This window comes from Alkalihalobacillus sp. AL-G, from assembly GCF_030643805.1.
Classification (GTDB): domain Bacteria; phylum Bacillota; class Bacilli; order Bacillales; family Fictibacillaceae; genus Pseudalkalibacillus.
In genome coordinates this window covers 2,304,688-2,331,290 of the sequence record NZ_CP094656.1, presented here as the reverse complement: position 1 = coordinate 2,331,290, position 26,603 = coordinate 2,304,688, and the positions used below count along the sequence as shown (strand labels likewise).

At 37.4% G+C, this 26,603-nt stretch carries 26 protein-coding genes and 1 pseudogene; 18 read left to right on the top strand and 9 right to left on the bottom strand.

The window, feature by feature from the left end:
* Positions 1-220: 220 nt before the first annotated feature.
* The 6 genes and pseudogenes from parE (at position 221) to MOJ78_RS11910 (ending at position 7,869) form a co-directional block, all read left to right on the top strand.
* Positions 221-2,188 carry a DNA topoisomerase IV subunit B gene (gene parE, locus MOJ78_RS11935; RefSeq protein ID WP_304977566.1) on the top strand — a complete coding sequence of 656 codons (1,968 nt, stop codon included), beginning with the start codon at positions 221-223 and terminating at the stop codon, positions 2,186-2,188.
* Between the two features lie 4 nt (positions 2,189-2,192).
* On the top strand, positions 2,193-4,628 hold the full coding sequence (parC, locus tag MOJ78_RS11930; protein ID WP_304977565.1) for a DNA topoisomerase IV subunit A: 2,436 nt from the start codon (positions 2,193-2,195) through the stop codon (positions 4,626-4,628).
* Between the two features lie 196 nt (positions 4,629-4,824).
* Positions 4,825-5,285 (top strand): annotated as a pseudogene (locus MOJ78_RS11925) (GNAT family N-acetyltransferase).
* Positions 5,286-5,420: 135 nt separating this feature from the next.
* Positions 5,421-6,002, top strand: coding sequence for a sigma-70 family RNA polymerase sigma factor (locus tag MOJ78_RS11920; protein ID WP_304977564.1), 582 nt, complete (start codon positions 5,421-5,423; stop codon positions 6,000-6,002).
* The gene (locus MOJ78_RS11915) at positions 5,999-6,676 is read left to right on the top strand and encodes a hypothetical protein (RefSeq protein ID WP_304977563.1); all 678 of its coding nucleotides are present in this window, start codon (positions 5,999-6,001) and stop codon (positions 6,674-6,676) included. Before MOJ78_RS11920 ends, MOJ78_RS11915 begins: the two co-directional genes overlap by 4 nt.
* 11 nt (positions 6,677-6,687) lie before the next feature.
* Positions 6,688-7,869 carry a M15 family metallopeptidase gene (locus tag MOJ78_RS11910; RefSeq protein ID WP_304977562.1) on the top strand — a complete coding sequence of 394 codons (1,182 nt, stop codon included), beginning with the start codon at positions 6,688-6,690 and terminating at the stop codon, positions 7,867-7,869.
* A 156-nt stretch (positions 7,870-8,025) separates the two neighbouring features.
* Here the strand turns inward: MOJ78_RS11910 and fabI are convergent, their stop codons facing one another.
* Positions 8,026-8,805 carry an enoyl-ACP reductase FabI gene (fabI, locus tag MOJ78_RS11905; protein WP_304977561.1) on the bottom strand — a complete coding sequence of 260 codons (780 nt, stop codon included), beginning with the start codon at positions 8,803-8,805 and terminating at the stop codon, positions 8,026-8,028.
* 190 nt (positions 8,806-8,995) lie between these two features.
* On the opposite strand from fabI, the gene MOJ78_RS11900 reads away from it, so the two are divergent.
* From MOJ78_RS11900 to MOJ78_RS11885, 4 genes are all read left to right on the top strand, one after another.
* Positions 8,996-9,442: a hypothetical protein gene (locus MOJ78_RS11900; RefSeq protein WP_304977560.1), complete on the top strand. Its 447-nt coding sequence runs from the start codon at positions 8,996-8,998 to the stop codon at positions 9,440-9,442.
* Between the two features lie 171 nt (positions 9,443-9,613).
* A complete protein-coding gene (locus MOJ78_RS11895) occupies positions 9,614-10,165 on the top strand; it encodes a sigma-70 family RNA polymerase sigma factor (RefSeq protein WP_370529714.1) in 552 nt (183 codons plus the stop codon).
* A gap of 1 nt (position 10,166) precedes the next feature.
* Complete coding sequence (locus MOJ78_RS11890; RefSeq protein WP_304977559.1) at positions 10,167-10,571, top strand: PadR family transcriptional regulator; 405 nt, start codon at positions 10,167-10,169, stop codon at positions 10,569-10,571.
* Positions 10,572-10,575: 4 nt separating this feature from the next.
* Complete coding sequence (locus MOJ78_RS11885; RefSeq protein WP_304977558.1) at positions 10,576-11,856, top strand: FtsW/RodA/SpoVE family cell cycle protein; 1,281 nt, start codon at positions 10,576-10,578, stop codon at positions 11,854-11,856.
* A gap of 79 nt (positions 11,857-11,935) precedes the next feature.
* On the opposite strand, the gene MOJ78_RS11880 is transcribed toward MOJ78_RS11885, so the two are convergent.
* A complete protein-coding gene (locus tag MOJ78_RS11880) occupies positions 11,936-12,640 on the bottom strand; it encodes a YybI family spore inner coat protein (protein WP_304977557.1) in 705 nt (234 codons plus the stop codon).
* A gap of 131 nt (positions 12,641-12,771) precedes the next feature.
* Between MOJ78_RS11880 and MOJ78_RS11875 the strand changes: the two genes are divergently transcribed.
* Positions 12,772-13,713 (top strand): hypothetical protein, encoded by a 942-nt coding sequence (locus MOJ78_RS11875; RefSeq protein WP_304977556.1) that lies wholly within the window; start codon positions 12,772-12,774, stop codon positions 13,711-13,713.
* Positions 13,710-14,321, top strand: a complete 612-nt coding sequence (locus MOJ78_RS11870; protein WP_304977555.1) for a hypothetical protein — start codon at positions 13,710-13,712, stop codon at positions 14,319-14,321. Before MOJ78_RS11875 ends, MOJ78_RS11870 begins: the two co-directional genes overlap by 4 nt.
* A 76-nt stretch (positions 14,322-14,397) precedes the next feature.
* On the opposite strand, the gene MOJ78_RS11865 is transcribed toward MOJ78_RS11870, so the two are convergent.
* Positions 14,398-14,607: a hypothetical protein gene (locus MOJ78_RS11865; RefSeq protein WP_304977554.1), complete on the bottom strand. Its 210-nt coding sequence runs from the start codon at positions 14,605-14,607 to the stop codon at positions 14,398-14,400.
* Between the two features lie 122 nt (positions 14,608-14,729).
* Between MOJ78_RS11865 and MOJ78_RS11860 the strand changes: the two genes are divergently transcribed.
* Both MOJ78_RS11860 and MOJ78_RS11855 read left to right on the top strand, forming a co-directional pair.
* On the top strand, positions 14,730-14,957 hold the full coding sequence (locus tag MOJ78_RS11860; RefSeq protein ID WP_304977553.1) for a DUF3892 domain-containing protein: 228 nt from the start codon (positions 14,730-14,732) through the stop codon (positions 14,955-14,957).
* Between the two features lie 129 nt (positions 14,958-15,086).
* Complete coding sequence (locus MOJ78_RS11855; RefSeq protein WP_304977552.1) at positions 15,087-15,722, top strand: FMN-dependent NADH-azoreductase; 636 nt, start codon at positions 15,087-15,089, stop codon at positions 15,720-15,722.
* A 41-nt stretch (positions 15,723-15,763) separates the two neighbouring features.
* Here MOJ78_RS11855 and MOJ78_RS11850 read toward each other — a convergent pair whose 3' ends face one another.
* Positions 15,764-15,952 (bottom strand): hypothetical protein, encoded by a 189-nt coding sequence (locus MOJ78_RS11850; protein ID WP_304977551.1) that lies wholly within the window; start codon positions 15,950-15,952, stop codon positions 15,764-15,766.
* 260 nt (positions 15,953-16,212) lie between these two features.
* On the opposite strand from MOJ78_RS11850, the gene MOJ78_RS11845 reads away from it, so the two are divergent.
* The 4 genes from MOJ78_RS11845 (at position 16,213) to MOJ78_RS11830 (ending at position 20,423) form a co-directional block, all read left to right on the top strand.
* Positions 16,213-17,661, top strand: coding sequence for a serine hydrolase domain-containing protein (locus MOJ78_RS11845; protein WP_304977550.1), 1,449 nt, complete (start codon positions 16,213-16,215; stop codon positions 17,659-17,661).
* A 69-nt stretch (positions 17,662-17,730) separates the two neighbouring features.
* A complete protein-coding gene (locus MOJ78_RS11840) occupies positions 17,731-18,612 on the top strand; it encodes an NAD(P)-dependent oxidoreductase (protein WP_370529713.1) in 882 nt (293 codons plus the stop codon).
* Positions 18,613-19,003: 391 nt separating this feature from the next.
* Positions 19,004-19,552, top strand: coding sequence for a sigma-70 family RNA polymerase sigma factor (locus MOJ78_RS11835; RefSeq protein WP_304977549.1), 549 nt, complete (start codon positions 19,004-19,006; stop codon positions 19,550-19,552).
* Complete coding sequence (locus tag MOJ78_RS11830; protein WP_304977548.1) at positions 19,545-20,423, top strand: hypothetical protein; 879 nt, start codon at positions 19,545-19,547, stop codon at positions 20,421-20,423. The genes MOJ78_RS11835 and MOJ78_RS11830 overlap by 8 nt, the downstream gene beginning before the upstream one ends.
* A gap of 637 nt (positions 20,424-21,060) precedes the next feature.
* Here MOJ78_RS11830 and MOJ78_RS11825 read toward each other — a convergent pair.
* The 5 genes from MOJ78_RS11825 to MOJ78_RS11805 form a co-directional block, all read right to left on the bottom strand.
* Positions 21,061-22,227: a DUF4179 domain-containing protein gene (locus MOJ78_RS11825; RefSeq protein WP_304977547.1), complete on the bottom strand. Its 1,167-nt coding sequence runs from the start codon at positions 22,225-22,227 to the stop codon at positions 21,061-21,063.
* A 346-nt stretch (positions 22,228-22,573) separates the two neighbouring features.
* Positions 22,574-23,281 carry an abortive infection family protein gene (locus MOJ78_RS11820; RefSeq protein ID WP_304977546.1) on the bottom strand — a complete coding sequence of 236 codons (708 nt, stop codon included), beginning with the start codon at positions 23,279-23,281 and terminating at the stop codon, positions 22,574-22,576.
* A gap of 218 nt (positions 23,282-23,499) precedes the next feature.
* The gene (locus tag MOJ78_RS11815) at positions 23,500-24,213 is read right to left on the bottom strand and encodes a hypothetical protein (RefSeq protein WP_304977545.1); all 714 of its coding nucleotides are present in this window, start codon (positions 24,211-24,213) and stop codon (positions 23,500-23,502) included.
* Between the two features lie 250 nt (positions 24,214-24,463).
* Complete coding sequence (locus MOJ78_RS11810; protein WP_304977544.1) at positions 24,464-25,834, bottom strand: DUF4179 domain-containing protein; 1,371 nt, start codon at positions 25,832-25,834, stop codon at positions 24,464-24,466.
* The gene (locus MOJ78_RS11805; protein ID WP_304977543.1) at positions 25,834-26,316 is read right to left on the bottom strand and encodes a sigma-70 family RNA polymerase sigma factor; all 483 of its coding nucleotides are present in this window, start codon (positions 26,314-26,316) and stop codon (positions 25,834-25,836) included. Before MOJ78_RS11805 ends, MOJ78_RS11810 begins: the two co-directional genes overlap by 1 nt.
* Positions 26,317-26,603: the final 287 nt, after the last annotated feature.

The following is a 26,603-nucleotide window of genomic DNA, read 5'->3' as shown; positions in this document are numbered from 1 at the left end:
ACACGTATAAAAGTATAAATACTTCGCTTTTAGGTATTTTGTATAATGAGCCAATTTTGTCGAAACCATATGGTATAATAATTCACTGTGAGTAGGAATACTTCACAATACCAAGGTTTATACCGATACTTAATTATATAAATAGGATTGTATGTGAACAAACGTTCTGATATGATAACAAAAAATGAATGGTTTGAGTTTTGAAAGGGGTACGAGGGTTTTGGCTACTAGAGAACAGCTTACTTATAATGATGATGCGATCCAGGTACTGGAGGGCCTTGAGGCTGTCCGGAAACGACCTGGTATGTATATCGGAAGTACCGATGGCCGCGGTCTACACCACCTCGTTTATGAAATTGTAGACAATTCTGTTGACGAAGCGCTCGCAGGATATGGAAATGCAATCACTGTTACGATACATAAAGATAATAGTGTAAGTGTTACGGATGAAGGACGTGGTATGCCAACTGGTATGCATAAAACAGGAAAACCGACTCCGGAAGTCATTCTGACCGTCCTACACGCAGGCGGAAAGTTCGGCCAAGGCGGCTATAAAACGAGTGGGGGTCTACACGGTGTAGGTGCATCAGTTGTGAATGCGTTGTCCGAGTGGCTTGAAGTGACCATTCACCGGGATGGCGTCCTGTTTCAGCAACGATTTGAGAACGGTGGAAAACCGGTATCAACACTTGAACGCATCGGCAAAACACGTAAATCCGGTACGGTCATCCACTTTAAGCCGGATCCGCAAATTTTTTCTACAACAACCTATAACTACGATACATTGAGCGAACGCTTACGCGAAGCCGCGTTCCTTTTAAAAGGGATGAAAATCGAACTGATTGATAAACGCAACGACCAACAGGATGTGTTTCAATTTGACACGGGGATCGAGGCGTTTGTCAGCTATTTGAATGAAGAAAAGGATACGCTTCACTCGGTTGTTTCCTTCCAAGGGTTCCATAACAGTATTGAGGCGGAGTTTGCCTTCCAATTCAATGATGGATATTCGGAAAATATGCTGTCATTTGTAAACAATGTCCGTACGCGAGATGGTGGTACACATGAATCAGGATCCAAAACAGCAATGACGCGTGTGGTCAATGAGTACGCTCGGAAAACCGGACTGCTGAAGGACAAAGATAAAAATCTTGACGGCTCAGATATTCGTGAAGGACTGACTGCTGTAGTATCGGTCCGTATTCCTGAAGAAAAGCTTCAGTTTGAAGGTCAAACAAAGAGCAAGCTCGGTACAAGTGACGCTCGTTCAGCCGTTGACGCTGTTGTTTCTGAACAGTTGAACTACTTTTTAGAAGAGAATCCGAAAACGAGTGAAATGCTGGTCCGAAAGTCGGTTAAAGCAGCACAAGCGAGGGATGCAGCCAGAAAAGCGCGTGAAGATGCCCGCAACGGAAAAAAGAACAAACGTAAGGATTCTTTGCTGAGTGGGAAATTGACACCCGCCTCTTCACGTAATCCGAATAAAAACGAATTGTATCTTGTTGAGGGTGACTCTGCAGGGGGTTCTGCAAAGCAAGGTCGAGATCGCCGGTTTCAGGCAATTCTACCGCTCCGAGGAAAAGTCATTAACACCGAAAAGGCTAAACTGCAGGATATTTTTAAAAATGAAGAAATCAATACGATCATCAATGCAATCGGGGCTGGAGTCGGTTCCGATTTTACGATAAAAGATTCGAACTATGACAAGGTTGTCATCATGACTGATGCGGATACAGATGGATCACACATCCAAGTACTGCTTTTAACATTCTTTTACCGATATATGAAGCCATTGATCGAAGCAGGAAAAGTCTATATCGCTCTCCCACCTTTATATAAAATCAGTAAAGGAAAAGGGAAAAAAGAGATCGTCGAGTATGCATGGGATGAGGATGGATTGAAGACGGCTATCAAAAAGATTGGCAAAGGCTACACGATCCAACGCTACAAGGGTCTCGGTGAAATGAACGCTGACCAATTATGGGAAACGACGATGGACCCTAGTACACGTACATTGATCCGCGTGAAGATCGAGGACATTGCCCGTGCAGAACGCCGTGTATCCGTATTGATGGGAGATAAAGTAGAACCGAGGCGAAAGTGGATTGAATCGAACGTTGCTTTCGGTCTTGATGAAGAAACGAACATCCTAGAAAATGAGAACCTGGCTGTCGTAGAGGAGGAGTAATGTTTTGGCGAACGCAGAGAAATACCTTGATTTACCTTTAGAAGATATTATTGGTGACCGTTTTGGTCGTTATAGTAAATACATTATACAAGAGCGTGCACTTCCGGATGCACGAGATGGTTTAAAGCCTGTACAACGACGGATTTTGTATGCAATGTACCAGGAAGGTAATGTTGCGGATAAACCATATCGTAAATCAGCAAAAACAGTCGGTAACGTTATCGGTAACTACCATCCGCACGGGGATACATCGGTCTATGATGCAATGGTCCGACTTAGCCAGGATTGGAAAGTACGTAATGTTTTAATTGAAATGCATGGGAACAACGGAAGTGTCGATGGGGATCCACCTGCTGCGATGCGTTATACGGAAGCAAGGCTTGCAGCGATCGCTTCTGAACTCCTCCAAGACATTGAGAAAAACACCGTTGATTTCACACCGAACTTTGATGATACCCAAGAAGAACCGGTCGTTCTTCCAGCGATGTTTCCGAATTTACTCGTAAATGGATCAACAGGGATTTCCGCGGGATATGCGACAGAAATTCCTCCACATCACTTAGGTGAAGTCATTGACGCGGTTACAATGCAGATTGATAAGCCTGAATGTTCCGTTGATGACCTGATGAAGGTAATGAAGGGCCCTGATTTCCCTACTGGTGGAATCGTTCAAGGTGCAGAAGGAATTAAGCAAGCATTTGAAACTGGTAAAGGAAAGGTCGTTATTCGCGGCAAGACTGAAATCGAGGATATGCGTGTCGGTCGTAAGCAAATCGTGATTACGGAAATTCCTTATGAAGTCAACAAGGCAAACCTCGTTAAACGTATGGACGAGTTGCGTATTGATAAAAAAGTGGATGGCATCTCTGAAGTACGCGATGAAACCGATCGTACTGGCATGCGAATTGTTATCGAGTTGAAGAAGGATGCAGACGCAAAGGGCGTTTTGAACTATCTTTTTAAAACGACGGACCTGCAAATTTCCTATAACTACAACATGGTTGCTATCTATAACCGAACACCTAAGCTCATGGGCTTAAAATCATTGATCCAAGCGTATATAGAACACCAAAAAGAAATTGTGACGAACCGTTCAAATTTTGAATTGAAAAAAGCACAGGACCGCCAGCATGTGGTCGAAGGCTTGATCAAAGCGATATCAATTCTGGATGAAGTTATTGCGACGATTCGAGCATCAAAAGACAAACGTGATGCGAAGCAAAACCTAGTTGATAAATATGCGTTTACTGAGCCACAGGCAGAAGCGATCGTTACTTTACAGCTATACCGTTTAACGAATACAGATATCGTCACCCTTGAAAAAGAAGCGGGAGAGCTTGAAAAGAAAATCAAGGAACTGCTTACGATTTTAGGTAGTGAGAAAAAGCTGCTTACGGTAATAAAAAAAGAACTCAGCCGTGTAAAAAAGACATATGCGGATGAGCGACGAACGGTGATTGAACAAGAAATTGAAGAAATCAAAATCAATCTGGAAGTCATGATTCCTTCTGAGGACGTTATGGTTTCAGTGACAAAAGAAGGTTACGTCAAACGAACAAGCCCACGGTCCTTCTCTGCATCTAATGGAGAGCCGCCTGGAATGAAGGAAACGGACCGAGTCTTGAAGTTATTCAGCAGCAACACAACCAATACGCTGCTGTTGTTTACGAACAAAGGGAACTACTTATACATTCCGGTCCATGAATTGCCCGATATCCGCTGGAAGGATGCTGGTCAGCACGTGACGAATATCGTTTCAATCGATAAAGATGAAACAATCGTCGACGCCATGGAAATTATCGATTTTAGAGAGGATCAATACCTGCTCTTCTTTACGAAAAACGGGATGGTCAAACGAACAGAGCTTTCCAAGTACAAAGCACAACGGTACTCAAAACCGCTGATGGCCGTGAAGCTTAAAAACGGAGATGAACTTATTGATGTTCATGTCACCGATGGAAAGAAAGAAGTATTCATTGCGACACATAACGGTTATGGACTATGGTATGAGGAAGAAGAAGTCAGCATTGTCGGACAGAGAGCAGCTGGTGTGAAGGCGATCAACCTGAAGGATAAGGATTATGTCGTTAGTGGATTTGTGAAGAAGAAAGAAGAAAACGTACAAATCGTGTTAGTTACGAATCGAGGGGCAGTTAAGAGAATGCGGCTCGACAGTGAATTTGAACAGACTTCACGTGCAAAACGCGGTGTCATCATGCTTAGGGAACTGAAATCGAACCCGCACCGGATTGTTGGAGTTGTACCAGTATCAGATCAACAGCGCGTTACGATACAAGCTGAAAAGGGGAAGACGGAAGTCATCGATCCGATGCAGCTACGACCTGCAGACCGCTACAATAATGGTTCCTTCGTAATTGATGTAGCAACAGAAGGTCAAGTAATCGAAATTTGGAAAGACGAAAAAGAAGAAGAACAATAATATGAAAGATGTGATCACTCATCAGTGGTCACATCTTTTTTTTCAAACATTTTGAGTTCAAAGACACTATGAAAGTGTATTTTGTTCAGTTTTAAATCGTTTTCGGACACTCTCAAGGTGTATCTTACAACTTCTGCAGTGAACATCCTGATTTCATTGGGATCTTGCGTTTTCTTGTATTAAAGGGGAGGGGAATATGTACACTTATTTTAAAGGATACATAATTCGTGAAGGCTGCAATGGTTTGGATTCAAAAAAATTAAATGAACTGTATGTTGATGCAGGTTGGATTGGTGACGAAAAACCGAGTATACAGTATGAGCGATTTCAACTTGTCTTCGAAAATTCGACTTGGGCTCATACGTTTGGGATCATGATGAGCTAGTTGGAATGGTCCGGGTCATCTCAGACAAAATCATGTATGCAACAATACTGGATCTCGTTGTTAAAGGCACTCACCAAGGAAAAGGCATCGGGAAAGAGCTCGTAAGGTTATGTGTTCAAAAAATGCCGCATGGAACGTGGTTTGCTCATACAAGCCCGAACAACTACAGTTTTTACAAAACGATGGGTTTCGATGTCCAAGATGTTCAAGAGAGTGCCACTTGTGTTTATTATGGGAGAAAAAAGGCAAGAGAAGAGGGGCATCGATACTAGCATATTAATAATGAACCACAGGTTGACTGACGATTTACAAAAAGTCGTTTTGATCAGCCTTTTTTAAATTTCATTAGATGGGTAAATAATAGTATGGATTAATTTTGAATTGTTTTCAGTGGGAGCCTCGTCTAAATGTATGGAGCGGAAAAAGGATGGTTGTTGTTTTTGGAAAGCTTAATTGAACAATACAAACTGCACCAATTGAATAAAGAAGATGTATTGCGTGAAGTCATGACCGACTATGGGGCTGATTTAACACGGTTGGCTTATTCATATGTGAAGGACATTACAACTGCTGAGGACATAACCCAAGAAGTGTTTTTGAAATGTTACACAAAACTGGATAGCTTTAAAGGGAATTCATCTCTGAAAACTTGGTTGAATCGAATTACGGTCAATAAATGTAAAGATTATTTGAAGAGTGGGTGGAAAAAGTATATCCAGTTCGATCTTCCTCTCTTTAAAGATCCTAAAACTTATGAAACTCCAGAATCTCAGGTAACAAAGCAAGTTGAACACGACACATTAACCCAATTTGTTTTAAAGCTTCCTGTTAAATATAGGGAAGTCATTATTTTGTATTATTTTCACGATCAATCTACTAAAGAAATTAGTGAATCATTGAATTTGAAGGATACATCGGTACGTACCAGATTGAGAAGAGCAAGGCAAATATTAGAAGAGCATTTAGACAAAAGGAATGAAGAAGAATGAAAAATCAATTAGACGATTTTAAGCAAAATTCCTCTTTAAATCAAATACAATTCTCAGAGGGAAAGAAGCAAGAAACCCTTCAAAAGGTGAAAGAGCTAGACAATAAGAAGCCGAAGAATACCTTCATTTTCCAAAAAACATTAAGCTTTGCTACTTTTTCAGTTTTACTGATGATTATTGTAGCTATCGGCTATCAATCACTTCAGCCACAGAAAGGTGCTGATCCGATAAATCAATTGGAACAACCAGAGAAAAACGAGAAACATGAGCAAAACAATTTAACAAAACAAAAAGTGGAGAAAATTCTAGCTGAATTTTACAATAAAATTGAGCCGGAACTTGATCAAAAAAGTGAATTTGTAAAATCGTATAAGTCTAAAGAAGAGCTTATTGAAAATGTGTCAGCAACGACCAGTAAACAAGTCGCAACAAAATGGGTTAATGCTAAATATGAGGAAAAAGATGGGAAGCTTAAACCTATAACATTACATGGGATACCAAAATTTGTGTTTAAAGATTTGAAATTGGAAAAAATGAATGAGAACAAATACACGATCGAACAACTCCAATCAAGTGAGATGACCGGCTCCATAGTCATTGAGACGGACATAGAACGAAAGGGCGATCGATGGATCATTACTAAATATAAAATTGAATATCAACAGGAACAATAGGAGGTAATCGAATGAAATGCTTGTCGGTACTACTACTGTTAACATTCATGATTCTACCGGGCTGTCAGAACGAAAATACGAGTAATGGCAACGATCCGAAACAAGGGGAGAATACCGAAGCTGATCAAAAAGAGAATCAGGACCAAGAACAAAATGTTCAGAAACCTAATTACACAAAACTTGAATCAACATTTAAAGAGCGACTCTTTCCAGAAACAGATGATCATTTTAAAGTAAACGATTTTTCCACTAAAGGAGCACTAGTTGATCATTTAGAGGAGATTCTAGCTACAGATCTCGCAAAAAACTATGTAGACCGATTTTATTACGAAGAAAATGAGGGATTATATCTTGAACAACAGGATGGTCCGGTATGGCTGAATACAAATGAAAACTTTCAAAGTAACAAGAAATCGGATACAGAATATCATACGGTCCAAAAAGGTGAAAACCAATTGATCGGAAAATACACGCTGACTATAACGTATCATTATAAAGAGGATCAGTGGAAAATCACTTCCCGTGAAATTGATCATAAAGAAGTCGAACAATCACCAAACGATGAAACTCAGAAAAAACAAGAACAGAAGCCAACCGAAAATTCACCAAAGATTGTAGACAATCCGGATAGCATTCTTGTTCTTGTAAACAAAAAATATCATTTGCCAGAATCCTATACTCCAAATGACCTTGTGGAGGCTCCTGTTCAGTTCCCATTTGAACAAGACTTGCCAAAGAGAAACCTGCGGGCCGAAGCAGCGGCTGCATTAGATCAATTATTTAGTGATGCGAACTCACATGGTTTAAACCTTTATGCCCAATCTGGTTACCGATCCTATGACCGCCAGGAAGCGATCTTCGCATATAATGTAGACCGTTACGGAAGCAAAGAAAAAGCAAACCAAGTCAGTGCAGAGCCTGGTGAAAGTGAGCATCAAACAGGATTAGCTATAGACGTAACATCCCCTGCAATTGATTACCATCTCGTCCAGTCTTTTGACCAGACTGAAGAAGGTCAATGGGTGCTAAATCATGCACATGACTATGGTTTCATTATCCGTTACCCAAAGGGAAAATCATCAATTACCGGATATAACTATGAACCATGGCATTTACGATATGTCGGAAAGAAAGCCGCTAACTATATCCATTCCAAACAAATTACACTAGAAGAATATTTAGGAACTGAATAAATGGAATAAGGGAAACAATTGCTTAATCAGTAAAAAACGGGAAATCCTTCATTTCCGTCAATAATTCTTTAAATCAATTCGAAATTATAAAAGGGCTGACCCTGACATCAATTTTCATCAATGTTTTGGGTCAGTCCCTTATCTAAATCGTTTATTTTAGCCTAAAATGTTGTAACCAGAGTCGACATATACGATTTCTCCGGTTACGCCCCTTGATAAGTGACTAAGGATCGCTACTGTCATATCGGCAACCTCTTCTTGCGTTACATTTCTACGCAACGGTGATTCCTCTTCAATTTTATGAAGAATCTTATTAAACGATGGGATTCCTTTCGCAGCAAGAGTTCGGACCGCTCCTGCTGAAATGGCGTTGACGCGGATGTTATTTTTCCCTAAATCATTCGCTAAATATCTTACTGAAGCTTCTAGGGAAGCCTTTGCAACACCCATCACATTGTATCCGTTAACGACTCGTTCAGCTCCAAGATAACTCATCGCAACGATCGAGCCACCTTCGGTCATTAGCGTGCGTGCTTCTTTCGCTACAGCGACCAAGGAATAGGCACTCGTATCCTGAGCAAACGAATAACCCTCTCGTGACGTATCAATAAAGTCGCCTTTCAGGTCTTCTGAATGTGCAAATGCAACAGAGTGAACGACTCCGTGAATGGCATCTACTGTTTCACCGATTTTCGTGAATGCTTCTTTAATGCTTAAGTCACTATTCACATCGCATTGTACAACTAATTTTGCTTCGAGATTGTTTTCATTTAACAGCTTTGTAAGCTTTTCTTGAGAACGATCTTTTCGATATGTAAAAATAAGATTCGCTCCGACTTTGTAGAGAGACTTTGCTACTCCCCAAGCGAGACTTCTGTGGTTGGCAACCCCCATAACTACAATATTCTTGCCTTTAAGTTTAAGTAAATCGTCCATGCCGTCCTCCATTGTATATCTACTGTTAGTATCTGTTACCAAAAGTGATTATATCACAATTGATGTTTAAATGAACCGAGGTCTAACATAAATCGGCTTCATTGTATCGATTTTTACAATAGAAAAATGAAAAATCCAGAAAAAAATCAATTTAGGCTTATGCTAAAATAATTGTAAAGGGGGAGAGGGCGTGAATGAAAATTATTATCTAAAGACTGTGTGTTATTTGCTTCTTTCAATTATACCGCTTTCAATTGTTGGTTATTTTTTTGCAGTATCGTATGAATCGTTGTTTTTCCTTTTTGAATGGCTCTTATTCTTGATTGTAGTCATCGGATTTATCGTATCAATCATTGGAAGTTTTAAAAGTAATGGGAATTCAAGGTGGGTTTTAATTTCAACGGTTGCATTTCTTTGCCAATTCACTGTCTTAAGCTTATTCTTAGGACCATTTACTTTCTACGGATTATTTTATCTATTTTACATCGTAACGTTGTTTGCACTAATAGCGTATGTCGTTGCAATCATACGAACTAGCAGCTTTCGGTTTCTACCGATAGTCTTCACCATTTTTTCTCTATCGTTTACGGTATATATGGGAATGTTGAATTCCTTGTGGGGCAAAGATCTCAGCTGATCTTATAATGAATAAAGAAAAACCGCTGCTTGGCGGTTTTTTGTAATGTTAGTGCTAATATAATATCTTCACTGTTTATAGGGCAAATGCGCTTCTTTAAAAAATCCAATTTCACTAAAACTTTCAACTAATTAAAATCGTCAAAGATACAGACAAAAAGGGGGGATAAACTTGGATGAGGTTGCACTAATTGATTTTGCTTCAGATGGAATAGCGATTGAAGACAGGAAAAGGGCATTAGAAACAATCATGGATTCCTATGGTGATGAAATCCTACAACTCTCCTATTCGTATGTACGCGATAAAGCGATTGCTGAAGACCTAACTCAAGAAATTTTCGTGAAATGTTACAAGTCACTACATACATACAAAAAGAATTCCAAATTACGTACCTGGTTATGGAGGATTGCAATCAACCATTGCAAAGATTACTTGAAAAGCTGGTATTTTCAGAAGGTTCAATTAACAAAGGATAACTCACATCCGATTGCGACAGGCAAGCAAGAGGTTGAACAAGCTATATTAAAGAAAGATGAGGAAGAATCATTAATTGACGCGGTGTTCAACCTTCCAGTCAACTATAAAGAAGTCATCTATCTCTTCTATTTCGAGGAAAGATGCATCAAGGAAATATCTCAACTAATTGAGGTTAAAGAAGCTACTATAAAAACAAGACTTCGCCGTGGAAAAGAATTATTAAAAGTACTACTTGAGGAGGGTTAGGATGGAAAATCGGTTAAAAGGTTTACGAAAAAATTTGCAAGAAAAAGAGTTGAAAAATATACGGTTCTCATGTCGATTAAAGCAATCGGTATTCGATGAACTGGAAACCAATCATCTATCGGAAGAAGAATTGTTACCCATCGTCCTTCACCTTCTAAAATCTAAGAAAACAGGCTTTGAATTGACCAATCTTTTTCGTTCAAGAGGGATTGATAACTTCGAAAAACAAAATGGTTCAATATACACGTTCCTACATCGGTGGGAACAAAAAGGTTTGATTAGTTCCACCTGGACCTCTGAAAAAAAATATTATGCTCTTACTAAAAAAGGGACAAAGATTTTACAGTCACAGGAACACAAGACCTCGTCTAAATGTCTTGCCTTCAATGAGTTGTTCGAGGGGTGATATGATGACAAATAAGAAACAGTTTTTGAATGAGGTTACTCAGCAAATACGTTCAAAAGAAGCAAAAGAATATGTTAAGAAAGAGCTGCATCACCATATTGAAGAAGCAAAGCAGCTATTTATGAAGAAAGGGGAATCGGTTGACCACGCAGAAGAAAAAGCAGTTCTCCAAATGGGAAGTCCAACCCAATTAGGACATCGCTTGAACAAAATACATCGGCCGAAAATCGATTGGATCTTGATGGGACTCATCAGTATCGTATTGGGAATAGGGTTTTTACCTTTGATTGTTCTAGAGCCTTTATTTGAAGCTGTGAATCTACTGTCGAGTAAAGTTATTGATGTAGTAATAGGAGTCATCATTTTGATAGCAATGATGTTGTTCGATTATAGAAAACTTAAAGGTAGAGGATGGTTGTTCTTCCTTTTTGGATGTGTTGTCCTTGTTTTTATAAATGTTAACTGGATGATTACAAGGATAAACGGAACAAGATTTTTCGAAATTGGTCCATTCATTATAAGTCCGGTTTTGACCCTGCCTATTTTTATGATCGCATGGGTTGATGTTCTTCAAAAAGAGAAATTCAACATTTTGCAGTATTTTGGAATGTTTTTCGTTTCTGTAATGTTGATTGGAACTACTAATGATATCCAATTTCTTGGAATGTATATCACTTTAGTAAGTTGTATGATGTTAATCAGAAGCCTATACAAAAAGGAGATTAAGATATGGGCTTCATTAGTGATAACGTGGATTGTCATGATCTCGAGTTTTGTATTTTCGTTACAGGAGTATCATATTGAACGAATAGAGGCATTCTTACACCCTGAAAAGTATGCAGATACTGGCGGTTACATTTATTTAAAAATAAATGACCTAATCACGACAGCTGGTTGGTTTGGAAATTCAATTGTAGAAGGCGAATACATTCCTGAAGCACATACAAACTTTGTTTTTGTCGCTTTTACATACTCGTTTGGATGGGTGTTTGCGATCAGTTTAGTTTTGTTACTTGTATCAATAACGATTCGAATTTCGTTCATCTATCGTAAAATTCATGATCCTTTTGGGAGCATGCTAATCGTAGGTTCCCTCAGTCTGTTTGCTACAGCTATGATTGGAAATATTGGAATGGCAGTAGGTGTTTTTCCGATTACATCGATTCCATTACCTTTCATCAGTTATGGACTTGCGCCAATTGTTCTGAATGCTGCTATTATCGGGCTGGTACTAAGTGTATACCGGAGAAAAAATTTAATTATACAAAGCGTTACCAACATTTGAAAATAGTTAAGCGGGTCGAAACTTTATCAAGGTGTTCACCCGCTTTTTTAATTTTTGTAGTACGATTTGTAATCGTGTACTAACCAAAAATTGAGACGGTCTGGTTATAAGGGGCAAATTTGCCGTTTTTCCATTCTAAATACGTATTTAGTAAACCAATACCATCAGCATTGTAACGTCCTGCAATCCGCTGGTACGTTAAAAGCTCATAAGTGCCATCCCGTTGAAAGTCGACCGGATATACTTCACCGAGAGGATTCACCCATCCGCTGATCGGTTGCTTCAGTTTCCCATTTTGGTCATAGATTTCCGATAAATATTCTTTTCCTTTGTATTGTAGATCGATGATGAACGAATCACCAGAATTCTTGTTCTTCACCCTTGCTTTATAACCATCTAAATAGGTTACCTCATACGAATCTTGATTGTTAAACACTTCATAGTCAAATAGCTTATTAGGTTGATTGTTTAGAAAGGAATAAATATAGTCATAGGACATTCCGCCAGAACCACCAGAATCCATGCGAATCAAAATGTCATCTACACGATCTTTCGTAAAATCACCTAAGAAAAGCGTCGGGTGGTATCCCATATTTGTTTTGAGTGGGATTTCCGTTCGTTTACCTGTCCTGCCGTCATGGACCCACAATGTAATTTTCTCGTAAAAAGGGCTGTCTGGGAAAGCCTTAGACCCAGTCAAATAAATCGTATCCTGTATACGATCGCCGTTTACATCGCCTCTTTTCATATCGAGAACAGCACGCTCGTACATTTGATTGCTCATATATACTTCATCCCCTTTTTATAGACTGCATTACATTATGAAAAATCCCTTGTATAGGTGAGGGACTAGCTATCTAACAATTAGATTATGGTAAAATGTAGTAGGCATAGATTAGAAGGAGGGGGATAAAGTTGAAAGAGAAGTTTTTATGGGGAGCGCTTTTAATTGTAATCATATCATGGATCGGAAACTATACATATCTTCAGTCCCAACAGGTAGAAGAACCCATTTTTCTAGATCATTATTATGAAGTTCCAGCGGAAGAAAACCTCGGTTTGAAGTTTTACTATTTAGCGAATAAGAATGATCAGTCACAGGTCAATTTTGTTGAAATGGATGATGTTCGAGCGTTTCCTGTGGAAAATGGCGGATTTGAGATGTTCACAGATAATAACCCTGTTCATTTTGAAAGGGAATTTAGGCATCAGCAATTACGATCGGTTCTTATAAAGATGCCTATAGACAAAATTCATTTAACCGGGGAGGAACATTGGTCATTTGAAACAATGACGGTACATTTCACGAATGGCACAGTAATGCAAAGTGATATAGGGAAGGTAGTGATTTTACCTAAACTACAATACATACCAATGTTTGAAATGCTTATGAGTGGAAGCAGCAACCAGCATGGTAGTGAAAAGATGTTATCAGCAACTCAAGCATTCGCCATACAGGATATTACGGTTCCTTTTGCCAATGAGGTAGCGAATGATATTGCAATTAAGTTGGACTTAGATCAACAAAAATTGAAACAGTCACAGAAAATGACAAAAAAGGGAATCAGACCTGAATGGTATATGGACGCCAGGGATAAGAAATGGAGTGATATCCCAGGTGTATCTTCACTCGTCGATGAATTGTACCCAATTGAATTCAAGGAAGACGATTTACTTAGATTAAGTATATTATTTAATCCAGATCGTCAAAGCTATTTTCAATTTGGTATAAAGTTAAAAGGGGAGACTACCGATGGAGAAACATTCATTAGACCTACACCGATAATTGATCACCCGTTCCTAGATGAAGAAGATGTCGATAAAATCATCGAAAAGAAAGGAGGGGGGTCTGAATGAGTTCAAGCTACCGAAAGATTTTCTGGGGATTCTTGTTGGTTCTTATCGAGATTCATATTATAGCAATTGATCTCCTTCCTGATCCAATCGGTTATTATTTTATTTTTTCAGGGATTAGTAAAATTGTTGAAGATTATCAATTTGGAAAAAACGCAAAAAACTTATCGATGTTCATAATTTTCATATCTGTCCCGACTGTCTTTCTTCAACAAACAACTTCGTTGAATCAGTTCGGGCAGATAACTGCCTTTTCAATTTGGCCAATGTATATGATCGTACTTGGCATTCTAAAATTAATTCTCGTGTTTTATGTTTTTCAGCTATTAATGAAAATCGTTAACAACCTGGGAGCGGAATCCCTGATAAGAAGGGCTTCTAATACGTTCAAGATATACATGAGCGTAATGTTTGTTTTAACTATTTTCCAATCGTTTACTATGAACCTGTCAAACGATTTATTGATAGCCCTGTCAGTCGTTTTTGTTGTTCTGAGCCTCATTATGGAAATCAGCTTTCTTTTATTGATCAGGAAAATCGGTAAAGTCATTGGAGATCACCCAGAAGATAATCTAAATGCTGAAACAACAACGTTAGATAACAATTTATAATAGGAATGAGCAATAGAAAAGAGCCTGAATTGGCTCTTTTTATTTGGAAATATCAGCTTTACGATCGTATGCTTGATCAACCGTTCCCAAACGGACCATCTTGCCCCCTTGAGGCAGAGGTTGTTTTTTCATAGGATTCATCACGTTTTGTTCGTTTGAACGCTTTCTTATTCATTTCATCCCCATAAAATTGGTTTCCGATTCCGAACTTGGATTTTATTATCCCCCATAGGATTGGAAGAGCCAAAAGTGCAAGTAAACCTAGTAAGACCCAAAAACCGTCCATTATGTCCCCCCTTTTTCAATACTTTTATATGTTTATTTTATCATAAACTTCCAAATTTCTAATCCCAACCTGTATATTTCATGAATGCTCGAAAAACACTAGAACAAAAGGAGGGATAGTTGATGGCAAAGGAACGTTTTACAGCGGTACGAAAAGATGACAATGGAAAAATTCAAATGTTTCAGACAAGCTCTGGCCGAGAAGTGCCCTATGAAGAAGCGATCAAAGAAATCGATGATGAGATGATTGAAGGCGTTAATGTTGTCAGGGAAGAGGATGGAGAAACGTATATTCGTTCGAATCCCGATAACCGGAGAGACAATAATTTAGACGGATTACCGATTTTTTAAAAAGCTGGAGCCACCAGCTTTTTTCTGAGCATATCAATTTGAAATACATAGGAAACGTGATAGTATACTAACTGTTACGTTACATAAAGTAAGTAACTAATCAATCATATATAGGAGGAACTATACAAAATGGCAGAAGTACTTTACATTTCAGCAAATCCAAAATCGGTTGAGGATTCGTTCGGACTTTCTGTAGGGGAAGAATTCGTGAATGCCTACAGAGAGGCGAATCCAGAAGATGAAGTCATCCGTCTGGATCTTTACCAATATGACATTCCTTATATCGATACAGATGTATTCAATGGCTGGGGAAAATTGCAGCAAGGTACGGCATACGATGAGCTATCCGCCGACGAAAAGGATAAGGTAAGACGAATCAATGCTCTTACAGAACAGTTTAAAAATGCGGATAAATACATTTTCGTTACACCGCTCTGGAACTTCAGTGTCCCACCAAAAATGAAGGCGTATATCGATACAGTGGCAATTGCGGGTCAAACGTTCAAGTATACAGAAGAAGGGCCGGTCGGGCTTTTAGGAGATAAAAAAGCACTTCACATTCAAGCTCGTGGAGGGATTTATTCAGAAGGTCCTGCAGCAGAACTTGAAATGGGAGACCGTTACATTCGTAATGTTATGAGTTTTCTAGGTGTTAATGATATGGAATCCTTGATTGCAGAAGGACATGCAGCAATGCCAGATAAGGCAGAACAAATCAAACAAGATGCAATTGAAAAAGCAAAAACAATCGCAAAGCAATTTTAAAAGCAAAGAGCCCAGGGTTACGCCCAGGGCTCTATTATTTGCTATTCGTCGTGAGGCTTGTATGGAACTTGATCGAGAGGAACAGCCATAGAGTAATCGTAGGAATGGAACTTTGAAGGAACAGCCCCATTTTGATAATCGAGTACAGAATCGTTTAAATGATTGTCGTTTTTAATATTCTCAAATGTCGGAACATCATGAAACGGTATATCTTGACGATGATTATACATTCGATAACCCCCATATTTATCGTTAATTAGTTAATTCGACGCAAGACTATCATCACCTTTTTATCCTATGAAAAAATAGTAAAATTTATACATAATGCGAGCATTAACGCTCTTCATCAAACCTTGAAAGGATTCTCACGACATAGTGCCGAATACAGACAATGGAGAAGTACAAGATTGAATCCATATAACAGGACAAGTGAGCAATTCTTTTATCGGAAAATTAGAACAAAATCTAAATATTGATGGGAGAATAGTAGATGGAAAATAAGAGATGGATCGATTCGTTTGAAGGATATGTGGAAAAGGTCATTAATAAATATGAACTTCCAGGTGCGGCCATCGGTTTTGCAAGGGATGGGGTGCCTTTGTATGAGAAAGGGTTTGGATATCGTGATGTTGAAAAACAGCTGGGTGTAACATCTGATACGGTGTTTGGAATTGCCTCTGTAACGAAGTCCTTTACGTGTGTAGCAATCATGCAGCTGCAAGAACAAGGGAGGTTATCGGTTCACGATCCAATCGTAAAATATTTGCCGGAATTTCAAACCCCTGATAAAACAAGAATTCCGCAAATTACAGTTCACCACTTAATGACACATACCTCCGGGTTACCACCGTTGTCTTCTTTGGTCTTTGCAATGAAACGAAGTATGGAATCAGATACATCTGTCGGGGATTATCCTGGACTAAAATGGGACAAGGAAAAGGAAGAGCCAATTGATACATACGAGGAGTTAATGGAATTCATCGCTAATTCAGAGTTTGAATTACTAGGGAAACCTGGGACAGAATTCAGTTATTCGAATGATGGTTATGCCTTACTCGGGGCAATTATCGAGCGAGTCAGCGGTAAATCCTATGAAATGTATATAAAAGAACAGATCTTGCAACCGGCTGGGATGGACAATAGTACATTTGACTTGGATGATCTTGAAGGATACCACGATATAACGAACCTTTATGCGACGAAAAATGAAGACGGAAAAAAGGAAGTATACGCAGCTCCGATTTGGTGGGATGCTCCATCGATGAGAGCGGCAGGTTTTTTGAAATCAACGGTTCGAGACATGCTGAAGTACGCTGGAATTTTCCAAAATGCTGGTGTAGTTGGCAAAGCGAGAATTCTTTCTGTAGAAAGCGTCAAGCAAATGACGGAACCCTATGTTGAATGTGAACCAGGGAGGTACTATGGTTACGGATTGATGATTACACCTGATTTTCATGGTGTAAAATTGGTCGAGCATGGTGGCAGTCTAAAGGCGATTTCTTCACAGCTGGTGATGGTCCCGGAAAAAGGGTTATCTGGAATTATTCTCACGAACCTGGCAGGGGTTCCTGCATACAAACTGGCGTTATCTGCTTTGAACTGTATACAAGGGCTTCCTGTCGACTCGACACACAATACATTCAAAGATTATGAGATTGCTGAAAAACACCTTCCTCAATATACGGGTCAATATACGACAAATGAAGGTGCTCAAATAGTGATTGGACTCGAGGAAGGAAAACTAACGTTTACGACTCTAGACGAAAGCTATCCAATCCGTGCTGTTGGTGAAAGTCTTTTTGTCGTCGATCTAAAGGATTCTGAAGCTCCTTTACGGATGTTATATGATGATGAAGGCGAAGTAAAAGGGATTACCTTCGGCTTCCGACAACTTTTAAAAGTAAAGGAAGAAAAGGTAAAAGAAGAAGTTACCAAATAAACGATATCCAAGGATACGAGAAAGTGTGGATCGTTATCGTAATGGTAGAATGGAGAGGTGAGTTTGATCGTGGTGAGTGAAAATTTATCAACGATAGGTTTTGTTGGAACAGGTGTTATGGGAAAGAGCATGGCTAATAACTTATTGAATGAAGGATATTCGGTCCTTGTACATACACGAACCAAAGCGAAGGCGGAAGAACTTATCGAAAAAGGGGCCATATGGAAGGATTCTGTAGCTGATCTTGCCTCTGAAGCAAATGTCACCATCTCTATGGTCGGTTACCCAAGTGATGTAGAGGAAATATACTTTGGAGAGAAAGGGATCATAAAGAACGCGATTGCAAATTCTTATATCATCGACATGACTACGTCAAGTCCTTCCTTGGCTGAAAAAATCTATGAAGAAGCGCATTCTAGACATGTCCATTCACTTGATGCTCCTGTGTCCGGTGGTGATATCGGGGCTAAAAGCGGGAAGTTGGCGATAATGGTTGGTGGTGATCCGGAAGTGTTTGATGCCGTAAAACCAATCTTTGACGTGATGGGAGAAAATATCGTTCTTCAGGGAAATGCAGGTTCCGGGCAACATACTAAACTGTGCAACCAGATTGCGATCGCTTCGAATATGATCGGTGTATGCGAAGCGATTGTGTATGCGGAAAAAGCAGGTTTGGATCCTTTGAAAGTGCTTGAGAGTATTACAACTGGTGCTGCAGGTAGCTGGTCCTTAAGTAACTTAGCTCCTCGAATGATTAGGGATGATTATGATCCTGGATTCTATATCAAACATTTTATAAAAGATATGAGCATTGCGCTTGAATCAGCAAAGGATATGGAAATGTTGACGCCTGGACTTGAATTATCGCTATCTCTTTATCAATCATTAGCGGAAAAAGGCGAAGAAGAGAAGGGGACCCAAGCACTGATAAAATGGTTTCAACAAAAGTAGATTCGAGTATAACTATAAAGACAGAGCTTTGTCTTATGGGTAAGAGACAAATGTGCTCTGTCTTTATTAGTACTTGGTTGGTTTTTTCTATAGAGATGTGAGCCTGCCTCGTAGTGTTCACGCCATCTTTTGTTTTCTTCTTCGAGATGCTTGCTCTCCATATTTCCTTCATTTTATTACGATAATGGTCTTTCATATAATTCCCCTAAAACTCGATAACCATATACTTCGAGAGTATAGCTGAATTTTTTAACCCTTTAGGTGCTATTTCCTTTATTTAAATAGAGCAGAAAATGTTGAAACCTTTTTAAAAGTCCCTCGTCTAAGTTACATCAAATTTAAAGGAAGTGGTTTAAATGAAGTATGTCCACAAGAAGGTTGTGATTTATAAATGCCTAAGATTGAAGAACTACCATTGAATAACATGATATCCAAAGAAGAAACGCTTATTGAATTGATGGATTCATATGGTGATATGGTAAAAAAACTAGCTTTTACATATGTCAAAGACCTAAGCACTGCAGAAGATATTGCACAAGATGTTTTTATTTCTTGCTATTATAACCTCCATCAATTTGAAGAAAGATCGAGCTATAAAACTTGGATTTTCAGGATTACAATCAACAAATCGAAAGACGTGTTGAAAAGCAGTGCTTTTAAGCGGTTACTACCAATGAAGAAGTTTGCAATTAAGTCAAATGAAAAAAACCCTGAGCTAAAACTAATTGACAAGGACAGACGATCAAGTGTGACCCAATCATTGATGTCATTAAATCCAAAATATAGAACCATTATTTATATGTTCTACTATGAAGGTTTGAAAATCAAAGAAATCAGCGAAATAACGCAGTTGAACGAAAATACAGTCAAAACAAGATTAAGTAGAGGAAAGGAACAGTTGAAAAAGGAATTTGAAAGGAGAGGTATTGAACATGAGTGAAAAAGAATTTAACAAACTCAAAAAGGATTTAGATCAGGACATTTATGGAGAAATCCGTTTTTTAAATAACGAAAAGCAAAAAGTGCTACACTCATTAACAACAAAGAATCCAGCAAGTAATCAATTCTTGAAAAGGATATTCTATAGTACTGCAACTGTGATTTTATTGTTCGGACTTGGTGCAGTATTGTTGAATGAAGGGATTGGTTCGAATCCCGATCAATCTGCAGTGGCGCCTGATATTTCTAAGAATGACGATGGTAACAATAACCCAAGTAATGATACTCCAACTAATGCAGCTTCTGACGACCAACCTACAAACGATGCCGGGTTGGACAAAAACTGGAAAGATGTAACCGACGTCGGAACTGTTCCTGATCATGAAACCAACAGTGCAAAAAAGTTGATCCGGATCAATAATGAGATGTTGCATGCGCCGGTACCAGAACAATACGATGACGAAATGTACTATCGAGCAATGGGTTCACACATTTTAAGAGGTTCTATTTGGTATATCGATGTTGAAGGTGAAGCGATTGAAAAGGATTTCGAAAATATTAAGAATCTAACAATTGTAATTCATATGGAAGAAAAGGAACGATACGAACACCTCGACCTACCAAAAGGCGAATGGCCACAAGCACATGTTGATCAATGGAAACAACCAAGTGAAAGAATGAAAACAGCAATGCGTTATTTAAAGGGTATCTTGAATGATCTTGACATCGCTATAAATAAAAACGACGGTGAAATTCTTGGATACGCACACATGGTCGATGGCAAAAAAGCCGCGGACATTGAAAACTTCATCCATGAAGAAGAACTCGTAGAATTTTGGTTACCGGCTATAGAGGAAGAAAAAAAGAAATAAAGTGATTTTTTCATTATCGTCTCATTATCCATAGTTTACTTGGTTTTGAGACGATTTTTCTTTGTTTTAAAATTGGTGCGTATAATTATTATTATGTAAACTAATTTTTTAAGCAAGTGGACACCGTATTTAACTCACAATGTTTAATGACAAATTCTGTTGTCTTAGATGACAAAAAAATGTTGTCGTTCCCTCCACTTATAAGTTTCCATATTATATTTAATTTATGTTTCATTAGGTTTTCTGCGGTAAAATTTTTCGCCATGCCATATAGTAAGCACTTGCAGTAAATAGCTGTGTTTTTATATTATTAGTGGTTATAATGCAATTACTGATTTGCTAGGATCTAACTCTTTTTTTACCATTCTATTTTCAAACTCAGTTGGTGTCATTTTTATTGTTTAATTACAATAAAGTTATTTAATTTTGAAGCCGCAAATACGATTACACCGTTCACATCTTTGAACGGTTTACAAAATAAAGTTGTTTAATTTTTGGTGCAATTGCTGAATAACACTTCGTAGATGTAACAATAAAGTCTTTTAAAAATCTAAGTTTTATTCCACAATCGCGCCCTTTTCTGGAATAACTAATAGTGATAAATCAAAAAAATATTTACTCATATATAGGAAAACCTTTACTTTTCTAACTTAATTTCTACTTTAAAAGTATCAATGCTTACAGGCTTTTTCAACTGGGCGGACACAATTGATAAATTATCTGTTTGGTTAGTCGGTTCAAAGGTTGCAACAAACTTATATTCGTCGTCACTTAACCGATCAGGTGGTTTTAACATATCATATTTTTGATTGGCATCATCTTTTAAGAAAAATGCAGTGGCTTGTTTATAGGGCTCTTTACCCTCCACTTCATAATAAATTTTAGTATAGTTTTTGCCATTTTTAATTTCAGTTACTTTTATGGAGCCTACCTCGCCTTGTTTCAATGATAATGGCAATTTTGATAAAGGTTTTTCTAATAACTTATTTGATCCATTCTTTGGATTTTGCACTTTTACGGCTTGAAATACCAAACGTTTTGGAAGTTTTTCGAGCGGCTCAAATCTGGCAATATTCCTGGTCACGATCTTGCCATCCTTCTCTGGCCCTCCTCCGCCTCCACTTCCTAAAGGATTTAACATAATTTCATTATTAAAAAGCAAATATTTAATGCTATTATGGTCATGAACTGAAATTTCCGCATCAAATATAATCGCTGTAACAATTGGGCTAAACACAACCTTTTTAATGCTATATCTGTTTCCTTGAAGTGATTTATTTAAAGATAACGAATATGATTTCACCCCTTTTATTTTCTTAATCGGTAATTCCACCATGCTTGATGTCAGATTTTGTTTCGAGTTTTTTTGATTCAAATATAAACTCAATTCGAACTCACTATTAAGCGGATTTCGAGGTGTCAATGTAAGAATGTTAGCCCCCTGTGAATTATTAATTTTTCGTTGATCAATTGAGTATCCGAAACCATCCATTGGTTTACCGTTCACTTTAAACGAAAAATGATAATCATGATAAACCTTATTGTACGGGCGTGTTTGATATCCAATATAAATGTTTATTCCATCATATAATACATCTGTTATTGTGATTGTAGTATCTTCCAGTTGAATTTTTTGGTTTACTTTTGTAGATAATTTATATTTTGATGACGTATCAAAACCCATAGTATGCATCTGTTGAAATACAGAGGTAGGGTATGGCTTTTCAGTGTTATTTGTATGATCAAGGGATGCACTTAATGAGGTCACCAAACTTAAAATAATACTTAGTTTTCCAAATAGCATTACACTCTAATCCTTTCTTCTTTGCGTGTTCTCTCAGTTTGGAATTCGAGTTTAGCATATGGAAGTATCCTTAAATAAATACCATCATGATGTAAAAAAACCTATGGTCAGATATAACCACAGGTTTTACTATTTATTCGACCGAATAAGATTTTTTGCTAGACCAGCTCTTTCTTCTAATGTATTTTAGATTTAGTGTTTTCTCTTTAGGAGGCGATAGTTATTAATTATTACCCCCTTAACTGGAGGAATAAATATAAAGATATTCTATAAAAGTTCTGAAAGGGAGCAACTGAAAATGGTGTTCCCTCATAAATTTGTTACGACCATATCTTAACTCCCTTTTCTAAACCATATTATATTTTTCGTAGTATGTTTCCAACAAAAATATTCCTATTGTTGCCATGCTATTCACAACTAACCTAGCATGTCTTTTTCCTAACCTGTATTGTTTACTACCTTTTCCATGAGCAGAACTATATCCAGTTCTTAGCACTCCTATGCCTAACCCTGCGTTAGTTAATCCTCCTAGAATCCTTTTTATTTCAGCATCCGAGTGAGCAGCAGATGATAAGTCTAACAGAGAAAAAGTCTTTGAAACTAATGATGATAAACTTTGATCTTTGGGATAATCTGTGGAGAAAAAATCTAACAAAGATTTACATATACTCTCTAGTGTTGAAGAAGCACTTGCAATTGCTTGATCTGAATCTTTCTCAATATTTGATACTGAGCGATTAAAATCATCAATAATATTCTTCAAAAAGTTCTCTTGTAATAAGTTATCTAGTTGGTTTATTACTTCTATATTGTTATGTAAGTTAATATTTAACCCGCTTGCTACCTGTAAAACTACTGAATCCGAAACCTTTGATAATAAATTAATAACATGAGTTCTCTTACTTGGAACAATAGTTTCATTATTATGTTCAATGGTAAAACCACTCAGAAAAAGGTTAATTTCTGTAGTGTTCATCTCCTGTTGTAATTTGAGGGCAACTTCATTAATTAGTTTAAACCTATCATTCTTCTTTAACTCAAATACTTCGGTCATAATTGTTGGCTCCTTAATTTAGTTTTAAATTTTCTTAGGTTAACCCGAATATCAATTGTCTTTAAAAGGAACTTATTATCCGTCTACTCCCAGTACTCCTTAAAACTGCCCACTAGTTAGATATTAAGCAAAAAGAGGCGTAACCCTTCTTGGATCAACGCCCCCTTATGTGGAATAAGTAGAAACCCATTATTAGCTGGTATAAATGAAAAACACCTTTATTGAAGGTTTGTAAGTTTAAAGAAATCAGGATCTGGTTTCATCAATTTTGTACCTTTTTTTGATTGAAAATAAATTTCCTCTTCATTTTCATAAAGAACCTTTATTTTTATGTCACCAAAATCAATCATACTTGTTTTTTCACGAGGTAATACTTCTTCATTCCAATCAATAGCACCGTTTATAAAATTTACAATTTCCTCTATTTTAATTTGATCTGTTACTTTGGAGCATTTTTCATCCATCTGACTTTCATAAATACAAATGCTTTCTGGAGTATAATTAATCCATATTGTTGTATTATGTATTGGCGTTTTGTCAAATTTCACTTCTGTTTGTTCTTCAAATTGGTTATAGTGTGCTGAAACAGTTAATTCACCGTTGAATCCTTCTTTTCTCCAACGAGAATAAAAGCCGCTCCAATCATTTTCTGGGTCTTTATCATTAAGGGCAGAGCCTTCATATTCAACATTCCAGCCAAGCTTTGGTAGTTCTTTTGAGTAAAAATCATAAATATCCAACCAATAATCACCATCTATAACATATTCGTGTTCAGTCGGCTCTAACCCCTCGAATAAAGGAATGTCCTCGTGTTCTTCAGGGATAATTGACATACCCTCGTAAGTATTATCAGTAGCTTTTTGGTAGGCAAACCAACCCATAGCAACTAAAAGCGTAATACAACTATATAATAGTAAACTTTTTTTACTCACTTAATCCCCCTTAATCATACTCCATTAAACTCCATCTAGTTAATACCAATTATTACAAATTAATTGGCCCTACTCAATGATTACTTTTACGAATAAGGAGGCATACCTTATTTCAGATATGCCCCCTATAGCGGAATAACGAACGCATTACAAAACCTTTGAATTGACTTCAAACCAGATAAATGAGAGTAGCTCCTTGCTTTTCTCAGGAGCTACTCATCTTACTAAGTACTATAAATGTGCAAATCCTTTAATTATTATTTATTGGGATCATAATTCGAAGTTCTTCTAGAATTTCAGGCATCGGATGTTTTTGTGTAACCACTTTTAAAGGTTTATCCTCTTCGTTAATAGGTTTAAATTCCAAGACAAACAAATTACCTTTAACACGATCGGGATAACGTTTTAGCGTAGTTATAACTTCCCCAGAAACATTTTTCAACCAAATTCGTGCCCCGTCCAAATGATTCGGGTAAGGGAACTCACTCTTTACCTTGAAATATAACAGTGTCTTATTCTGATCATACTTCACATCAGTAATTGTTACTTTTCCAAGCTGACCCTTATCAAGTGTAAGAGGGAATTTTTCAGCATCTAAAGCCCCAGTCACCTCTTGATATTTGTAATCCGGAATGGTGTACGGACTTAAAATGAGATAGTCTGTTTTCCGTTTTGGCGGTAAGAAAATATAATTGTTATGCATTACAAGGGTATTGCCATTCAGATCATCAGGTCTTGAATACCCATGTAAATCTAACAGGTTTAAAGCCGTGCCGTTATCGGTTAGTAAATTAAAACCAATATGTTCATCGTGAATAATAGTTCCGTCTTCTTTAAACGCCACCTTATTCGCATGATCAAACGTGATCGAAATCTCTGCAGGATTGATAGCCATTGAATTTGCCGTCAATGTAAATTCCTTATAAGATTTACTCTTCGCTATTAAAATTTCTTTTTCCGTAGACTTTTTTACAGGAAATTGGACAGTCCACTGCCCTACCTGATTAAAGATGCTATCGGTATTAATCTTCACATCAAAATGATCGGGGAGCTGTTTATATGTTTGAAATTCTACCACACCAATGTACTTATTTTCAGTTACTTTTTGATGACGATAGGAACCAGCATGATTGATCCATTTTCCATTAATGACAATATCAGGTCTTTCTAGTATTTGAAAAGGGCTTTGTTTCGAAGGTGGAATAAGTTTCTCCTTGGACTGTATTGTGTAGGCTACAGAAATTTTCTGTCCAGCAGAATATACCTCGTTAATGGTAAGAGTGATCCCTTTATCGGTTGCAGATTTGTCAACTTGGGCAGTTAGCCCTTCTTCACTTGCAATTTGAAACCCCCTGTCACCTATAAATTCAAAAATTGAATTCAAGTAAGGAATATTTGACATGATTCTCGCCATGGCGGGAGAAGCAAAAGCCAAACTGAATAACAGAGTAAAAAATAATACAGCAGCACTGATGGAATATGTTATTTTCTTGTTAACGCTCAACTTTTTCTTACCTTTTATCAAGCGATGCTGAACATTGCTTTTTATACGTGTGGCGATTTCTTCATCGAAATAATTTTCTTTATAATACTTTTTTACTTGCTTTAAATCTTCATCCATTAAAAAATCTCTCCTTTCTGGAAAACAAGATTTTCTTTTAATTTGGCCCGTCCTCTTACAAGCCTTGTTTTTATAGTATTGGTGTTTAAATTTAGTGTAACTCCAACTTCATTTATTGTTAGGTCATTGACATAATAGAGCTCTATAACCTCACGATATTTGTAAAGAAGGGAAAGAACCTTATGTAATAATTGATCTCTTTGATTATCTTTAAAAAAGCTTTCCTCTGGACTTTCCGTCTTTTGAAGATTCCCTAGTAACAATTTCGGGTATTTTAATCTCAACACTTTTTTCCTGACAAAATCTTTAGATGTATTTACAGTAATGCGATAGACCCAGGATTTAATGGAAGCATCTCCACGGAAGTTTTCAACATGCTTGTAACATTTAATAAAGACTTCCTGAGAAATACCTTCAGCCAATCCTTGATCTATTACAAAAGAATAGGCTAGTAAATAAACATCTTGGGTATATAAGCTCATTATTTTCTCAATTATTTGTTCCTTGTGTTCGCCTTAAGGTCAATATCATTTTTCAATTCAAATATTATGATTTTCCTTCACATATTTTCCTCCTTTCTGTACTTTTAAGAATTATGGTTTTTTATTTAGTTTCATTTTTTGAATAGTTTTTCTTGAATTTTATAAGGTTCAAATAAAAAAGCATTACAAATGTAATGCTTCATGAAATACCATTATACACATCAGTCCTTCTTCAATAATATGACCCTAATATGGAAAACATAACCTTCTAATTCCAGAAGTGCCCC

Coding starts and splice junctions, on each gene's coding strand:
- MOJ78_RS11865 (WP_304977554.1), bottom strand. CDS start 14,607: ATGGACGGTTTTTGGGTCTTACTAGGTTTACTTGCACTTTTGGCTCTT.
- MOJ78_RS11885 (WP_304977558.1), top strand. CDS start 10,576: ATGACAAATAAGAAACAGTTTTTGAATGAGGTTACTCAGCAAATACGT.
- MOJ78_RS11820 (WP_304977546.1), bottom strand. CDS start 23,281: ATGACCGAAGTATTTGAGTTAAAGAAGAATGATAGGTTTAAACTAATT.
- MOJ78_RS11890 (WP_304977559.1), top strand. CDS start 10,167: ATGGAAAATCGGTTAAAAGGTTTACGAAAAAATTTGCAAGAAAAAGAG.
- MOJ78_RS11915 (WP_304977563.1), top strand. CDS start 5,999: ATGAAAAATCAATTAGACGATTTTAAGCAAAATTCCTCTTTAAATCAA.
- MOJ78_RS11810 (WP_304977544.1), bottom strand. CDS start 25,834: ATGGATGAAGATTTAAAGCAAGTAAAAAAGTATTATAAAGAAAATTAT.
- MOJ78_RS11860 (WP_304977553.1), top strand. CDS start 14,730: ATGGCAAAGGAACGTTTTACAGCGGTACGAAAAGATGACAATGGAAAA.
- MOJ78_RS11910 (WP_304977562.1), top strand. CDS start 6,688: ATGAAATGCTTGTCGGTACTACTACTGTTAACATTCATGATTCTACCG.
- MOJ78_RS11880 (WP_304977557.1), bottom strand. CDS start 12,640: ATGAGCAATCAAATGTACGAGCGTGCTGTTCTCGATATGAAAAGAGGC.
- MOJ78_RS11855 (WP_304977552.1), top strand. CDS start 15,087: ATGGCAGAAGTACTTTACATTTCAGCAAATCCAAAATCGGTTGAGGAT.
- MOJ78_RS11845 (WP_304977550.1), top strand. CDS start 16,213: ATGGAAAATAAGAGATGGATCGATTCGTTTGAAGGATATGTGGAAAAG.
- MOJ78_RS11825 (WP_304977547.1), bottom strand. CDS start 22,227: ATGCTATTTGGAAAACTAAGTATTATTTTAAGTTTGGTGACCTCATTA.
- MOJ78_RS11835 (WP_304977549.1), top strand. CDS start 19,004: ATGCCTAAGATTGAAGAACTACCATTGAATAACATGATATCCAAAGAA.
- MOJ78_RS11920 (WP_304977564.1), top strand. CDS start 5,421: ATGTATGGAGCGGAAAAAGGATGGTTGTTGTTTTTGGAAAGCTTAATT.
- fabI (WP_304977561.1), bottom strand. CDS start 8,805: ATGGACGATTTACTTAAACTTAAAGGCAAGAATATTGTAGTTATGGGG.
- MOJ78_RS11805 (WP_304977543.1), bottom strand. CDS start 26,316: ATGAGCTTATATACCCAAGATGTTTATTTACTAGCCTATTCTTTTGTA.
- MOJ78_RS11870 (WP_304977555.1), top strand. CDS start 13,710: ATGAGTTCAAGCTACCGAAAGATTTTCTGGGGATTCTTGTTGGTTCTT.
- MOJ78_RS11830 (WP_304977548.1), top strand. CDS start 19,545: ATGAGTGAAAAAGAATTTAACAAACTCAAAAAGGATTTAGATCAGGAC.
- MOJ78_RS11850 (WP_304977551.1), bottom strand. CDS start 15,952: ATGTATAATCATCGTCAAGATATACCGTTTCATGATGTTCCGACATTT.